Source organism: Rummeliibacillus sp. POC4 (assembly GCF_003576525.1).
Classification (GTDB): domain Bacteria; phylum Bacillota; class Bacilli; order Bacillales_A; family Planococcaceae; genus Rummeliibacillus.
Genome location: NZ_QWUA01000060.1, coordinates 1 through 16,016 on the forward strand (window position 1 = coordinate 1; position 16,016 = coordinate 16,016).

Below are 16,016 nucleotides of genomic sequence, written 5' to 3' on the forward strand. Positions count from 1 at the left end.
GAAATGGAACAAAATGTCCATTTCTTCTTTATAAATCCAACTATAAAATAATTAATACTTTTCAAATACAATTCCTCGTCCGGTAAAACTAGACAGAAATCTTTTTTCGGACACATTACTATTCGTTTTACCCCACCGAGAAGGATCACGAAATGCAATCATCTGTATTCCGTTTTCTTGATATCTGCCACATGCTACTATGAGATGTCCGCCTTTTCGGCCGTCTTCAGGTAATTGACCAGTAACCGATACAATCACTGGTCCTTTTTTTGATAGTAACTCTTCTAAGGCTTCCCCATCTTTTATAGCCAAAGGAACAGCTTTCAAACCGTATTTTGAAGCAATATTGGCTAATCCTTGATGTATCCAGCCTTTTTCGCAATAAGCATTTAAACGAATTCCTTCAACTAATAATTCATAAGGAGATACCACTGGTATTTGAAAATGCCCCATAATCATTCTAAGACAAGCCAATCCACATATACTTTCTCCCCAATAATCAGCACCTTTTTCAGCCACTAAGACATTTTGTGGCCATTCTCCATCCTCAAAATGCTGACCGAAAAGAGGCATATTAAGGCAATAGTTCAATTCTATCGACTCCTTCATTAATAATACTCATAAAAAACAAAGAGAATATGATAAAAGGAAGCACATTTGCTTCCTTTTTGTTTTACTCACATAATAGCGGACAATATCCACATGCACCTAAGCCTGGAATATCTTTTGATAAACAACATGATTTTCGAATCGGCTGATTTACAAGAGATGCTGGTGCTTTCCCCTTCGTATATTCATAGAAAAGAGACTTATCACTAAATCGTTTCCAAACTTCTGCAGATTCTAGCACTTCTAAATCATCCATTGCTTGATCTGCAATGCGAGGATCGTCGAGCAATTTTGCATACACATTCACTATATGTACAAAAAAATTATCCCAAATGACTCGTGGTGAAATTGATACCGTATTGCGTAAATCTTGTACGATTTGATAACACTGTTTATACAAAATTGTAGCAATTACATTTTGGCGTTCCGAATCATCTACATATCTCCAATCATTAGGATTAGCAAACATACAAATTGTATATAGGCCATTCTCTTTCGTAGCATCAAATTGTAAATCACGTTCATCGCCATCCCAGATTAAATCGTATGCTGTTAACATATAAAATTGCATGGCAATAAACTGACCATATCGTTTTGAAAAATGAGATATGGCAGCTGTTTTCGATTTTGCACTTGTTATTCCTAACATCAAATCTGCAAATTCTGTTTCTTGAAAGAATTCTTTGTGAACTCGCTCCAATGTAAAAAGTGTACGTTTTGGAACGGTTGTATAAACATTGTATGAATCAAGCATTAATACTTGATCCGTTGTTAGTGCTGGCATAATATCACCTATTATTTCATTATATTCTTCTCTATCATAGTACAAATTTCTCTTTTTAGCTTCAAAATTGAATTTTTAATTTGACAACAATACAGAATAATTTAACGACATTTTTTAACGTACTACTCAATCTTTTAAATATGTAATTTTCGGACTATTAAATATTCTTTTTAATTGCTATTATTAATAGATAATATTGGAAAAGAGGGATTAGTTTGATTTTACATACTGAAATTTTTGGGAATGGCGAACCTATTGTATTTCTTCATACAGGTTTACAAACAGGTTTGACTGATTTTGAGTATCAAAGAGAATACTTTCAAAAAAACTTCAAGGTTATTCTTCCTGATTTAAGAGGACATGGTAATTCTAAAGCAGAAGATTTCTCAAATTTTTTCGAGGATTCCGCTAGTGATTTAGCAGAAACGCTAGATTATTTAAACATAGAAAAAGCACATATTGTAGGTTGTTCACTTGGTGGATTAGTAGGTTTATTTTTTGCAAAGAAATTTCCAAAACGACTTTTAAGTTTATCATTATCGGGTGTTTCCTATGAAAAACCAGACAATTGGTTAGAATTGCACAAAGAAGATGTGAAATTCCAATCACAATTATTACAAGATAAAGAAACTGTACACTTCTTCAATCAATTACATAAATCAGATTGGAAACAATTATTGAATCTTTCAAAAGACGAAAATTGGTATCCATTTGAAGTAACAAAAGATTTGAATGGAATTAGCGCACCTATATTATTTGTCGTAGGTGAAGGTAATCATGCTGAAACAAAAGGTACCATTCACTATCCTAAAAATAGTAAGAATGTCCATGTTTCAATTATTCCTTTTGCAGGACATCAAGTCCACGCTGAGCAACCAGAAATTTATACAAAGATATTAGAATTATTTTTACAAAACATCCAAAAAGATTAGTATAAAAAAAGCATTGCAACGCTGCAATGCTTTTTTTACGCTATTATCGATTATCCACTTTTTCAGGATATAAATCATGATTTAACAAACGATGTTCTGCCATTTTTTCGTATTTTGTCCCTGGGCGTCCATAATTACACCACGGATCTATAGAAAGACCGCCTCTCGGTGTAAATTTACCCCAAACCTCTATATAGCGTGGATCTAAAAGCTTAATGAGATCTTTCATGATAATATTGACACAATCCTCATGAAAATCCCCGTGATTTCTGAAGCTAAATAGATATAATTTTAAAGACTTGCTTTCAACTAATTTCTTGTCCGGAATAAACGAAATATAAATCGTCGCAAAATCAGGTTGACCAGTCATTGGACATAAACTTGTAAATTCTGGACAATTAAATTTCACAAAGAAATCATTTTGTGTATGTAAATTATCCACTGCTTCAAGCACTTCCGGAGCATATTCATATAAATATTTTGTATTTTGGTTACCTAGTAAGCTTAAATCCTTTAGCCCTTGTTCATTTGTTCTTCCTGACATCATTCTGCCTCCTATAATAGAGGAAATCACAACTTAAACACCTGCAACTATTAGGTAAGGATACTTTGGCTCTTTTGTACATTAAGAACATAAGCTCTACACAAATAAAAAAGCCATATCCGCAAAAGTGGACATGGCAATATTCGCATGTTCCATAGTTTTTTAGAGAGGGTTTGCGCTATGAACCTCTTATAAAATTTATATTTATCATACTTATTATGAAAGTGTAAGTCAAGAATTCGAATAATCTTTTATCATACAATTTATAACTATTTTACTTATTTGAAAACTTTTCTATACGAACCTTCAATTTTTCTTTCCATTCGTCTGCTAACTCTGGCACATTTATAATCCTTGTCATAGCCTCTATGTCTTTAGTTCGGTGAAAATAAGTATCCATACAATAGAGAACAGAGACTTCATTTGGATGTTTGTTTACTAACGAAACCTTTGAATCACTTCGTACAATACCTTCTTCTAATACTCTGCACAAATAGCCAACGTATCCAGTATCTACTAGTCTCTTTAAGATTAGAGGATTATCCATTCTTTTCGAAATCGTGCTACATGGAACTCTCCCTTGTGTAACTTGAATGACTGCTTCTCCAACTTGAAAAATATCCCCGATACAAACATTTTCCTCCAACATATTCGTAACGGTTAGATTTTCCCCAAAAGCCGCTGCGTCCAAAGGTTTTCCAAATTCCTTTTCCCATTTAGCATAATGTTCAAAAGGGTAAATACAGACAGCTCTATCATAGCCCCCATGATGTTTTAAATCTGCTACACCATCCCCACGAAATCCATCTTTCGTTAGATATGCTTCTTCAACTGACTGCTTACAAATGCCCGTATTTACGATCTGATCTTTACTGAAATGCATATTCTTAGGTAAACCTATTGAGAAATTCACAAGTTCTATATCCGCTCTAGTATCCAATGATGCCATACCTACCTTCTTTATATTCATATTATTATTTTACCACTAGTTTAAATATTCACTATCTTTAATTTTAACGATTTCTCACTTTGAAAATTAAAATAGATAATGAACAAAAAAGGATTGCTGCTATTACTATGAATGACAAATGAGCAGGTTGTGATATAACATGATTATTCCATTCATAAATTACACCGTATAAAGACATATACTCCTCTTTAGCTTGAGGTACTCCATTAAAAACTGTATTTAAAGAGTCGTGCATAAATAATTCTCTCAACATAACTGTTGGATGACTTAAGGGAAAATAGATCATAAACTTTTGTACATATTCAGGAAGGGCTCCCATAGGTACGTAAACTCCACATAAAAAACCAATGACAGTTCCGATAATTGTACTTAATGTTGAAAATGCCGTTAATGATTTTACTAATAGAGCACATAGTAAATTAAAGGTACTTGCTAAAATGACTGCAAATAGTAATACACCTATAATTTTGACGGAGGTATTCAAATCTAGCCATTCTGCACCAGTAGAAACAAGAAAGATTTCACAACCAACAAAAGCAATTATTGTAAATACACTACCAATAATGAACGAGTTAATAACATAGCTTATAAGTAATTGCCCTCTAGAAATGGGCATTGTTAAAAAGTCTTCTGCTCTCTTCGTTTCTAAATCTTGAACATAAATTCCAAAAGCCGCCAAGGTTGTTGTGATAGCCAAAATTGATAGTAAACCTGCTACCATCCATTCATTTACCATTGCTTCTAAAGCATTCGTTCTCTCTATCATTTGAGCAATTGAGTCAATCTGTGTTTCTCGCAAAAACAAAGCATATAACAATATGACAATCATTACGGATAATAATGAGAAAAATACAGTAGTTCGTTCTCTTCTAAATACTTTTGAATGTCTGCTTACTAAACTCATGATTGTTGTCATTTAATATATCCCCTTCCTCATTAATCCTAATGAAAACATCATCCATAGATCCTTTTATCACTTCAAATGATTGAACGACTGGTTCTAATTTTTCTAATATCGGAATGGCATCTCTCGTTTTCTTTAATGGTATTGTATAAGTATCTTTTTGAAACTTATATTTATAAGAAGATAAATAGCTTCCAACTTCAACATTTTCTTTAAATACAACAAGTAGTTGATCATATGCATAATTTTCTTTTAGATAATTAGGCGTTCCTTGAGCTACAATTTCCCCTTTCTTGATAATGACGATTTCATCTGCAACTGCTGCTTCTTCCATATAATGAGTTGTCAAAAACACCGTCATTTTCGTTTCTTTTTGAAGTTTTTTTATGGCTTGCCAAACAAATTGCCTAGTTTGAGGATCAAGGCCTGTTGTAGGTTCATCCAAAAAAAGAATGGATGGTCGATGGATTAACGCACGAGCTATATCGGCTCGTCTTCTTTGACCACCTGATAGCTTACCGTATTTTTTCTTTACAATGTCATCCAAATGTAAATGTGATTCTACAAACTTAAAATTCCTCTTCAACTCTTCCTTTTTTAATCCATAAGCAATCCCTCTATGCCAAATATTTTCATAGACACTTAACCGCTCATCTAGAAGACTATCTTGAAAAACAACGCCAATTTCTTTTCGAATAGCGTCATTTTCGTTTGTACCAATTGTATGACCAGCAATCTTAACAGTACCTGATGTTTTTTCCGTTAAAGTGCAGAGAATATCTATAGTCGTGGATTTTCCCGCTCCATTTGTACCTAAAAACGCAAATAGAGAACCTTGTTTTACATTAAAAGTGATTCCTTTGATTGCTTCAACATTTTGATAGTTCTTCTTTAAGTTCCGAACTTCTATAACATTTTCCATTTTACATCTCCTGTCTTTTTTCTAGTAATTCATTTATTTCACGTATTTCTCGTTTAGCTTTTGTATAAAAAAAGAACCAAATTATAATATATATCAAAACAACGAATATAAATGTATTTAACATCGAACTAATATTGCCGAACTCAAACCATTTGCCGTAGTATCCTGCAACTCCACTAGATATAATAACGAAAATAAAATGCATGGCTATTCTACTAAAATAAGAGAATCTTTCAATATAGAATATTAGTGTTGAAATTCCGACCACTACTCCAAAAATAGCAGCAACAATAAATTGAAGTAAAAGTTGTTGTCCAGAGATAGATGTATCTTGATTCACTAAACCGATTGTAACCATGAAATATGAAATACTAAGACTAAAAACAAGCCCTACTAATGCAGATTCAAAATATTTACTCACGTTTTATACCTCCTTCCCAATCCCTAACTTTTTCTTTAATTCTTTGAAATATTTTCGGCTAACATGTACTGAAGTACCGTTATCTAATATCAACAAAGTTGTACCTACTAAATCCATTTGAAAAGATCGGATATGGTCTATATTGACTAATGTAGATTTATTAACTCTTGAAAATTGTTTTTGGAATATTTCTTCAATTTCATATAGTTTTTTCTTTGATTGATATTCCTCTTCGTCTGTTTGTAGAAACACCTTACCTTTTTCAACATAAATGGTGTAGATTTCAGAAGCCTTTAGCATACAAATTTCTTGATTTATATAACCATCTATCATATTTTGTGAAGGTGTTTTAAGTTGATTGATTATTTTTTGTACTTCATCATCCAATTTGTTTGCATGGATATGAACCTCAACCTCTTGATATTGCTCATCAAAATTGAGCTGAATCTTCATTCGTCATTCCCCTTTCTTGTTTTAATATAGCATACAAAATTTGTAGATTTTAGTTTATTTAAGCAAGTAGTAAAAAGCTCATATTAAGTGGTCAATTTAAATGAATAAGTGGAATAACTGTAAATAATTTAATAAGTGAATATAAAGATAAAAAAACTGATTGGGAAACCCAATCAGCCTACTTTTTTATTATGATTTCTAGATACGAGAACTCAACACTTTCTTCCCGAACATTCACTAAAAATTGATATACCTGGCATTATTAAAAACAGAAGACACAAAAAATGCAATAAGCAATGCTTATCACATAAATATTTATTACTATTAAAGATTATGTTCCATTTGTTCTTTTAATTTAACTGACAGATATTTACGTGCATCAGCGGTTGTAATGTTCAATTCAGTTTGATGATTATCATATTTTAATATAACCTGGCTTCCATCTAGGTTTTCTATAATTGATTCTATTTTGTATTCTTTGTCTAAAAGCTCATCTAATTGTGCAATCTCAGCTGCCACTTGCACAAATTCTGACATCTTTCTTCCCCCTTTTTATTAAGCTCTGTCTATCGTAGGTTTTTGTGATGCATCAGAAACAGACGCTGCTTCATCATTCAAATTAATCGACCAGCTATTTCCAACCGTGATACCAAGATATTTGGAATCATCAGGATCTACTATTTCTTGTTGTGGGTACCTCTTAAACCACCAATATTTCGCAAGTACGTAATATAAAACTGCTCCTACTATAAATCCAATCAGCGATGAATATGTTGGAAATATATTTGCAATAATTCCGCCAAGAATCCAAGATATGAATCCGGCCAGATTAAAACCACCTAAATATCTAAATTGACCATTTGCCTCGTATAGTTCTTGTACATGAATACGGCGTTTACGAAGAAGATAATAATCAGCAAATAATATACCAACGATTGATGTTAAGATGCCACCAATTATAAGAAGAATTGAGTTCAACATTTCAAATAAACTCCATGGTTGCGATAAAGTTCCTATAACCCCAGCTATCACTACACCAACCCAAAATGGTATACGAGGTCCCCCAATATTGGAGAAAATTGTTGCTGCAGGAATTACATTAGCTGAAGTGTTTGTTGACCACTGTGCTAATACAATCATTAATAATAATATAGCTAATATAAAACCACTTGCTGATTGTTGTAATGCATTAATCGGATCTGCAGAGCCAACAGCCATATAACAAACGGCACCGATCACAATCATAAAAGTATTGACAATTGGCATAATGATGAGCGACCCAACAAGTTGTGTATGATTACGTTTAAACCAATTACGTTCATTGACAGGCGCCTTAAAAAAGCGTGATAAGGTGGGCATATCTGCAGCTAAAGTGGCCCAGAATCCCATATTTGCCATAACTACAATCATAAACGCTGTAAATGCTGCCATACCTGTAGTTGGTGATTCAACCCAAGACCAAACACTTTTGCCTGAAACTTCTGCTTTATCAGCTAGAGTAATGTACATCCAAAGTGATATTAAAATAATAATTGGCGCCGCTAAATCAGCGAAACGTTCAATCGATTTAATACCAAGTGATGTATTAAAAAGTTGTACAGTTGCAAATAAAAGAAAACAAATGAACCAATTATCAAAGCCAAATAGAATATTTAGAATTCCATTTATAGCAAGTGATCCGAAGTAAGTATTGATACCAAACCAACATGACGCTGTAAAACCACGAGCTAATGATGGAAGATGTGTCCCTATCGTCCCAAATGGTGCACGCATGTAAACCGGAAAAGAGAGACCATGTTCAATACCGATATCACCGATGACCACCATGAAAATTCCAATGAGAACCGAGCCAACTAACGTTGCTACAATCAGCATCGGCATCGATAAATGAACAATGCCTGCTGCACCTATTGCGAAAGCGGCAAGTACAATCGCCATCCCAATCCATATAACCGAAAATCCAAATGCACTAATCTTTCGCTCTTCATGAGTAATCGGCAACAAATCTGGAGACTTTAAATAATCATTATTCTTGCTCATTTTTAGATAACCTCCATACTCAAATAGTCCATTGGCTTAGAAATTGGTACTCTTGCATGTTTAATCTATTTGTTTTTGGCAAATGCATGATGCAAAGCTTGACGCTCATTCCATGTCATGGAAGGTAATGTTTGTGGTAATTCTTTCATAGTTATTGCTCCATCAACAGGACAGACAATCGAACATAAATTACATCCTACGCAATCTTCTTCACGTACTTTTAGCATCGGTTTACCTGTATCATGATCAGTATAACGCTCAATACATTGGTGCGAAGTGTCTTCACATGCTATATGACACTTGTTACAATTAATACATACCTCATTGTTGATATCCGCAACAATTTTATAATTGAGATCTAGGTTGCCCCAATCAGAGTATTTAGGTACTGTACGACCAACTAAATCCATAACGGATTTAAGACCCTTTTCATCTAAATAATTGTTTAGACCATCAATCATGTCTTCTACAATACTAAATCCATGATGCATGGCTGCTGTACATACTTGAACACCTGTAGCGCCCATAAGTAAAAATTCAGCTGCATCTTGCCATGATGAGATTCCACCTATTCCAGAAATCGGAACGTTTATATGTTTATTTCTTGCGCACTCACCAACCATGTTTAGTGCAATTGGTTTTACAGCTGGACCGCAATAACCGCCATGGGCGCCTTTACCAGCTACATGTGGGATTGTATTCCATGTGTTTAAATCGACACCTGCTAAACTATTAATCGTATTAATCATACTGATAGCATCTGCACAACCTTGTACTGCAGCCTCTGCTGTAACCGTGATGTCTGTAATATTCGGAGTCAATTTAACAATTACCGGTTTTGTTGCAACCTCTTTTGCCCATGCTGTTTGTTTTTCAACAAGAGCAGGTACTTGACCTGATGCAGATCCCATCCCACGTTCAGCCATTCCATGTGGACAGCCGAAATTTAGTTCGAAACCATCTACACCTACATCTTCTACGCGTTTTACAATTTCATGCCACTTTTCCTGCTTTGGTTCCACCATTAGTGATGCAATAATAGCGTGATTTGGAAATTTCTTTTTAGTTTCATAGATTTCTTTTAAATTGACTTCTAATGGTCGGTCAGTGATTAGTTCTATATTGTTAAAACCAGCTACTTGTTGACCATTAAAACTTACCGCTGCAAAACGTGATGATACGTTTAAAATAGGATCACCTAATGTCTTCCAAACAGCACCTCCCCACCCTGCCTCAAATGCACGTTGTACCTGATAACCAGAGTTTGTCGGTGGTGCAGATGCAAGCCAAAATGGGTTTGGTGATTCAATACCCGCTAAGTTAATTCGTAAATCTGCCATAATAGTCCCCCCTCAAGGAATTACGCGATTTCGGATATATTATTAAATTGTTGATGAATGATATTTGCACAATCTTTTCCTTGTTGTGCAGCTGATACAACAGTGGCATCTCCATAACCATTCCCATAAATAACATCCCCGCAAGCAAAGATTTTTGGGTTGGATGTTTGCAAAGTTATTGGATCAACTTCAACAATTCCACTATTATGCTTTAGTCCAAACTGTTCGATTAAAGCCTGATGGCGTGTTTGTCCGATTGCGCGAATAACAGCATCTACCTGCATAATATAATTTGAATCTTTCACTTCATGGAGTTTTGCTTTTCCATCTACTTCTTCGCCTAATTCCATTTTCACGCATTCTAATCCAATGACATTCCCTTCTTCATCACCAATAATTCGTTTTGGTAACGATAACCAACGGAATTCTACACCTTCTTGTTTTGCAAAGTCATATTCAAAAGGATAGGCAGTCATTTCATTTATTGTACGGCGATAAATTATTTGTACTTGTGCCGCACCCAAACGAACAGAGCATGTAGCTGCATCGATTGCTGTATTACCTGCACCAATAACGGCTACACTTTTACCTATTAAATCATTTGTAATTGTACGCTTAGTACTTTTTACAAAATCAATAGCATCGTACACACCATTTAAGGTTTCTCCTTCAATTCCAAGCATAGGTACAGTATTCATACCAACAGCAAGTAAAATACGATCGTAGTTATTGATGAGTTCTTCAACGGAGATATTATCTCCAACTCGATGATTGGTTTTAATATCTACACCTAGCTTTTTTACTTGTTCTACTTCCCATTGTACGATGTGTTGAGGAAGTCGGAATGAAACAATACCATACTGATTTAATCCTCCTGCCTTCTCTTCTGCTTCATACATAGTGACAGCATAACCAAATCGTCGTAATTCACGGGCTGCAGATAATCCTGCAGGTCCACTACCAATAATCGCTATTTTCTTACCGTTATTAGGTGCTGATTCAAATAATTCTATGTCATTTACCATTGCCCAATCAGTTGCATGACGTTGTAAATCACCAATTTTTATAGGCTTTTCAGCATGATTGAGCACACATGCCCCTTCACAAAGTTCTTCTGTTGGACAAACGCGGGCACAACTAGCACCAACTGGATTGGCATCTAAAATGACTTTAGCGGATCCTTTTAAATTTCCTGATGCAATTTTCTTTATAAAACTTGGTACATTGATACTTGTTGGACACGCTTGAATACACGGTGCATCATAGCAAAATAAACATCGGTTTGCTTCTTCAAGAGCAGCGTATGGTGTTAGACCACTATATGCTTCATCAAAATTCCTTTCTAATGAACTCAACTCTTTCATAGCCTTCCCCCCGTTATTTTGTTGTGTTTTATTTTGCTGTGACTGTTTTTTCATCTTTTTTCACTTCACGTCGAATATATTGACCGCTTCCGAGCTTGCCAACAAACTTTTTGTCTTTAATAACAAATTCTCCTCGACTTAATACACTAATTGGCTCGCCTTTTACTTTTAGACCTTCAAAGGCATTGTAATCTACATTCATATGATGCGTTTCCGATGAAATTACTCGCTCCACATTTGGATCAAATAAGACTAGATCTGCATCTGAGCCAATTGCAATCGTTCCTTTTTGTGGAAATAATCCAAATGTTTTAGCAGCACTAGTCGATACCATATCAACAAATTCATTGATAGTAATTCTTCCTTTCACTACCCCTTCTGAATAAAGAACACTGAAACGATCTTCGATGAATGGACCACCGTTTGGTATTTTCGAAAAATCATCCTTACCAAGTTGCTTTTTACCTTTAAAACTAAAAGAACATTGGTCAGAACCAATTGTCTGTAATTGCTTTGCCTTTAGCGCATTCCAAAGTACTTCCTGATGTTCTTTTGGTCGTAAAGGTGGTGACCAAACATATTTTGCCCCTTCGAAATTCGGCTTTTCTAAAGCTGTTTGATCTAGTACTAGATAAGGGGGACATGTTTCACCATAGACTTGATAGCCTTTTTCTCGTGCCCGGATAATTTCATCTACTGCTTCTTTACAAGTTACATGTACTACATACAACTTTGCACCAGCAAGATTTGCTAACTCAATTGCACGTTTTGTTGCTTCCCCTTCCAATTGGGGTGGTCTTGTAAGCGCATGATAAATGGGTTCTGTGTGCCCTAATGCTTTTGCTTCTTCCACTAGTTCATCGATCACCGAACCATTTTCACAATGTACCATTACAATAGCATCTTTTTCTTTTCCCACTTTAAACGCTTGGAATAATGTACGGTCTGTCGCTTGGAATTCTTTTGCATAGGCCAAAAATACTTTTACTGAGTTAATACCAGCAACTTCAAGTGCTTCTGGAAGCTGTTTTAACGTTTCTTCTGTTAAATCTGCTATCATCAAATGGAAGCCATAATCGATAACTGCTTTGTCTTTTGCTTTTTCATGCCATTTATCTACCGCATCTAATAATCTTGCTTCACCAGTAGTTAAACAAAAATCAAGTATTGTAGTAGTACCTCCAAAGGCAGCTGCAATCGTTCCTGATTCCCAATCATCATCTGTTACTGTGTTATTAAATGGCATATCTAAGTGAGTGTGCGGATCGATTCCACCTGGAAAAACAAATTTGCCAGTGGCATCAATAACTTCTGCATCTTCTGATTGAATCGCTTGTCCTATTTCTATAATTTTACCGTTCTCAATTAATACATCTGCTTCATACTGATCAGCTGCTGTTACAATTGTTCCACCTGTAATAATTTTTTTCATACGTTTTTCCCCTTTACATTGTTTTCGATTCTTGTTTAGACAAATTTCTTTGTAAAGCAAGTACCGTACGCAATAAAACATTTGCTCCTTTTACACAATCCTCAAAGCTTGTTAACTCTTCCTCACAATGACTTTTACCATTGACACTTGGTACGAAAATCATAGCTGATGGAATATAACTTGCGATGAATTGTGCATCATGCCCTGCTCCGCTATACATACGTTTGAACGTATAACTATATTCCTCGCATGCATTTTGAATTAGACTACAAAGTGACTCGTCAAATTGAACGGTATCTCGACTCCATAGTTTTTCAAAGGATACACTACATCCCGCTTGCTCTTCAGGTAAACTGAAGATGACCTCTTCTACTTCTTTTATTTTTGCTGGGTCTTGATGACGTGCTTCTAACGTAAACACCACTTTATTGGGTATTACTGTATGAATATTAGGTGTTACATTTACACGTCCCATTGTATAAACAAGCGCATCATCAATCTTATCTAGTTTTTTTCGCATTTCTGTTATTAAATCTGTCGCTAAAAAGAATGGATCCTTTCTTAACTTCATTGGTGTGGTACCTGCATGATTTGATTGACCAGTAATCGTTATTTCATAACACACCATACCAAGAACACCTTCAACGACCCCTATTTCAAGTTGTTCACTCTCAAGAACAGGCCCTTGTTCAATATGCAACTCAAGATAAGAAAGCGCTTTCTTCAATCGATTTGATTTTTTACCAACATAGCCACTTGCTTCAAGTGCTTCTTTAAATGTCACTCCGTCTTTATCCTTCGAATATAACATTTTTTCTTTATCGAACTTATTTGCTAATACTCCTGAGCTCATCATAGCTGGATCAAATCTTGCCCCTTCTTCATTTGTGAAATTCATAACTACAATAGGTGCTATCAGCTCTTCTTTATGTTCTATTAATGTTTTTACAACCTCAAGTCCAGATAAAACGCCTAATACGCCATCAAACCTTCCGCCTTTTTCGACAGAGTCAAGATGGGAGCCAATAACGATGGGAGGAATGTCCTTTTTCCCATCAAGTTTTGCATACATATTCCCCATGTCGTCCCACACCACATCTAACCCCAATTCTTCACAGAACTTTCGAAAATAATCTCTCGCCTGTACATCCTCTTGTGAGAAGCAAAGTCTTGTTACACCATTGTTAGATGTCTTGCCAAACATACTAAACTCATATAGTAATTCTTCAAGTCTACTTTTGTTACACGAATACATGAGATTACCTCCTAAATTTGTTTAATCTTGTATTAGCTAAAGTTAATGGAAATTCGAATTTTCTGTATTTTATTTTTGTATTAAATTAATAGCCTTTCAACCTTTTTAGGGTAGTTAAATAGTATGAAGGTATTTATAAAAATATGATTTTATACTATATAGTTTTAACATTATTAAATTCCCACTGATGAAGTTTCACTTTAATTCCTCGGAACTTTCAATTAAATTTTTTGCAAGGAGCATAAACTCTATTGTTATGACCTGCATTTTTAATCCCTATGTTCTTCATCAATTCAACGTTTCTCAAATTTTATAAATTCTTATTTTTGTACGATTACCTTATTACTCAACGTGTAGTAAATGTAATTAAAGAACAAAATAGTTCTATTTTCAGCAATGAAAAACTAGATATAAAGTGAAAGTCCATTCAATGAATGCTAATTGAATATTGCAAAATAATTAAATCAAATTTATAAGAAGAGGTGCTTTTAATATGACAGTTGAACAAAAAGCAAAAACATTAACTCACTTTATTAACGGTGAAGAAGTAATTGGTGTAAGTTCCCGCTATTCAGATGTCTTTAATCCATCTACTGGTGAAGTAATAGCTCAAGTACCGTTAGCTACAAAAGAAGAAGTGCAAAACGCAATTGAACTTGCCAAAAATGCATATCCTGGATGGAAAAACACTGCAATAGGTAAACGAATTGAAGTCGTTTTTCGTTTTCGTCAGCTATTAGTTGAACACCAAGAAAAACTGATTGATGTGATTTGTAAAGAAAGTGGAAAAACAAGAGAGGATGCAAAAGGTGAAATTCTCCGCGGTATTGAGTCTGTTGATATGGCCATTTCTGCACCTCAAATGTTAAAGGGAGAATATTCTGTTAATGTTGGCGGTAATATTAATGCTTATTCTGCAAAATCACCTTTAGGTGTTGTAGCTTGTATTGCCCCATTTAACTTCCCTGTCATGGTACCGCTTGCGATTACAAGTATGGCTGTTGCAGTTGGTAATGCTGTTATTCTCAAACCATCAGAACGTGTTCCAATTTCAGCGTTATATTTAAGCAAATTGTGGAAAGAAGCAGGATTACCTAATGGAATCTGGACAGTTATCAATGGAGATAAAGATGCTGTCAATGAGCTGTTAGAAAATGAAAGTATTCAAGCCATCTCATTTGTTGGCTCTACTCCTGTTGCAGAGTATATTTACCAAACTGGAACTAAGCACAATAAACGTGTAGCAGCATTTGGTGGCGGTAAAAACTTTATGATCGTAATGCCTGATGCAAACCTAGAACAAACGGCTAATGCTTTCCTTGGAGCCGCATATGGTGCAGCTTCACAACGTTGTATGGCGATTTCAGGTGCTATTACAGTTGGTGCTGATACTGAAAAAAAATTCATCGAAATCTTAAAAGAAAAAATTGCCAACTTAAAAGTTGGACCTTATACAGATCCAGAAGTAGACTTTGGCCCTGTTATTACTAAACAGTCGAAAGATAACATTATCAAACATATCAATCTAGCTCTTGAAGAAGGTGCTAGCATTGCCGTTGATGGACGAAAACCAGAAATAAGCGAAAACTCAAATGGATTCTATTTAGGACCAACATTACTTCATGACGTAAAACCAGACATGACCATATTCAAAGAAGAAGTGTTTGGCCCTGCTCGAATTGTTGTAGGAGTTGAAACATTACAACAAGCAATCAATTTGATTAACGACCACGAGTTGGGTAATGGTGTCACCATTTTCACAAACAGCGGTCCTGCTGCTCGTAAATTCCAAGAAGAAATTGAAGTGGGAATGGTTGGTGTCAATGTACCAATCCCAATTCCAGTTGGTTATCATAACTTTGGTGGTTGGAAACGTTCTAAATTCGGTGAAGGCCATATGTTTGGTCCAGACCAAGCTCGTTTCTTCACAAAAACAAAAACTATTTCTGAAAGATGGCCAGATGAAACAGAAGATACTACAACTTCATTTGCCTTTCCTAGTAACGATGAGGTAAAGCTAAATGATTAACCTTGAAGAACGCTATC

Annotated in this window: 16 protein-coding genes; 2 read left to right on the plus strand and 14 right to left on the minus strand. The window is 35.0% G+C overall.

Annotated elements, in window-relative coordinates; all coding sequences use genetic code 11:
- Window positions 1–51: 51 nt before the first annotated feature.
- Together D1606_RS14210 and D1606_RS14215 are read right to left on the minus strand one after the other, a co-directional pair.
- On the minus strand, window positions 52–591 hold the full coding sequence (locus D1606_RS14210) for a C39 family peptidase (protein WP_158582393.1): 540 nt from the start codon (window positions 589–591) through the stop codon (window positions 52–54).
- An 82-nt stretch (window positions 592–673) separates the two neighbouring features.
- Entirely contained in the window at window positions 674–1,393 is a 720-nt protein-coding gene (locus D1606_RS14215; RefSeq protein WP_119416709.1) for a Fe-S oxidoreductase, read from the minus strand.
- A 215-nt stretch (window positions 1,394–1,608) separates the two neighbouring features.
- On the opposite strand from D1606_RS14215, the gene D1606_RS14220 reads away from it, so the two are divergent.
- Window positions 1,609–2,325, plus strand: coding sequence for an alpha/beta fold hydrolase (locus D1606_RS14220; protein ID WP_119416683.1), 717 nt, complete (start codon window positions 1,609–1,611; stop codon window positions 2,323–2,325).
- A gap of 43 nt (window positions 2,326–2,368) precedes the next feature.
- On the opposite strand, the gene queF is transcribed toward D1606_RS14220, so the two are convergent.
- The 12 genes from queF to D1606_RS14280 form a co-directional block, all read right to left on the minus strand.
- The gene (queF, locus tag D1606_RS14225) at window positions 2,369–2,869 is read right to left on the minus strand and encodes a preQ(1) synthase (RefSeq protein ID WP_119416684.1); all 501 of its coding nucleotides are present in this window, start codon (window positions 2,867–2,869) and stop codon (window positions 2,369–2,371) included.
- A gap of 274 nt (window positions 2,870–3,143) precedes the next feature.
- Entirely contained in the window at window positions 3,144–3,818 is a 675-nt protein-coding gene (locus D1606_RS14230) for an MOSC domain-containing protein (protein ID WP_119416685.1), read from the minus strand.
- Between the two features lie 64 nt (window positions 3,819–3,882).
- Entirely contained in the window at window positions 3,883–4,755 is an 873-nt protein-coding gene (locus D1606_RS14235) for an ABC transporter permease (protein ID WP_119416686.1), read from the minus strand.
- The gene (locus tag D1606_RS14240) at window positions 4,709–5,665 is read right to left on the minus strand and encodes an ABC transporter ATP-binding protein (RefSeq protein ID WP_119416687.1); all 957 of its coding nucleotides are present in this window, start codon (window positions 5,663–5,665) and stop codon (window positions 4,709–4,711) included. Before D1606_RS14240 ends, D1606_RS14235 begins: the two co-directional genes overlap by 47 nt.
- Window position 5,666: 1 nt before the next feature.
- Window positions 5,667–6,086 carry a DUF3021 domain-containing protein gene (locus D1606_RS14245; protein ID WP_119416688.1) on the minus strand — a complete coding sequence of 140 codons (420 nt, stop codon included), beginning with the start codon at window positions 6,084–6,086 and terminating at the stop codon, window positions 5,667–5,669.
- A gap of 3 nt (window positions 6,087–6,089) precedes the next feature.
- Window positions 6,090–6,539 carry a LytTR family DNA-binding domain-containing protein gene (locus tag D1606_RS14250; RefSeq protein ID WP_119416689.1) on the minus strand — a complete coding sequence of 150 codons (450 nt, stop codon included), beginning with the start codon at window positions 6,537–6,539 and terminating at the stop codon, window positions 6,090–6,092.
- Between the two features lie 324 nt (window positions 6,540–6,863).
- Window positions 6,864–7,076, minus strand: coding sequence for a hypothetical protein (locus D1606_RS14255; RefSeq protein WP_119416690.1), 213 nt, complete (start codon window positions 7,074–7,076; stop codon window positions 6,864–6,866).
- A gap of 18 nt (window positions 7,077–7,094) precedes the next feature.
- Window positions 7,095–8,579 (minus strand): NCS1 family transporter, encoded by a 1,485-nt coding sequence (locus D1606_RS14260; RefSeq protein ID WP_119416691.1) that lies wholly within the window; start codon window positions 8,577–8,579, stop codon window positions 7,095–7,097.
- Between the two features lie 65 nt (window positions 8,580–8,644).
- Window positions 8,645–9,919, minus strand: coding sequence for an NAD-dependent dihydropyrimidine dehydrogenase subunit PreA (gene preA / locus D1606_RS14265; RefSeq protein ID WP_119416692.1), 1,275 nt, complete (start codon window positions 9,917–9,919; stop codon window positions 8,645–8,647).
- Window positions 9,920–9,939: 20 nt separating this feature from the next.
- Window positions 9,940–11,283, minus strand: coding sequence for an NAD(P)-dependent oxidoreductase (locus D1606_RS14270; RefSeq protein ID WP_119416710.1), 1,344 nt, complete (start codon window positions 11,281–11,283; stop codon window positions 9,940–9,942).
- A gap of 28 nt (window positions 11,284–11,311) precedes the next feature.
- Complete coding sequence (gene hydA, locus D1606_RS14275) at window positions 11,312–12,715, minus strand: dihydropyrimidinase (RefSeq protein WP_119416693.1); 1,404 nt, start codon at window positions 12,713–12,715, stop codon at window positions 11,312–11,314.
- 13 nt (window positions 12,716–12,728) lie between these two features.
- The gene (locus D1606_RS14280; RefSeq protein WP_119416694.1) at window positions 12,729–13,970 is read right to left on the minus strand and encodes a Zn-dependent hydrolase; all 1,242 of its coding nucleotides are present in this window, start codon (window positions 13,968–13,970) and stop codon (window positions 12,729–12,731) included.
- 493 nt (window positions 13,971–14,463) lie between these two features.
- Here D1606_RS14280 and D1606_RS14285 point away from each other — a divergent pair, with 493 nt between their 5' ends.
- Window positions 14,464–15,999, plus strand: a complete 1,536-nt coding sequence (locus tag D1606_RS14285) for a CoA-acylating methylmalonate-semialdehyde dehydrogenase (RefSeq protein WP_119416695.1) — start codon at window positions 14,464–14,466, stop codon at window positions 15,997–15,999.
- Window positions 16,000–16,016: the final 17 nt, after the last annotated feature.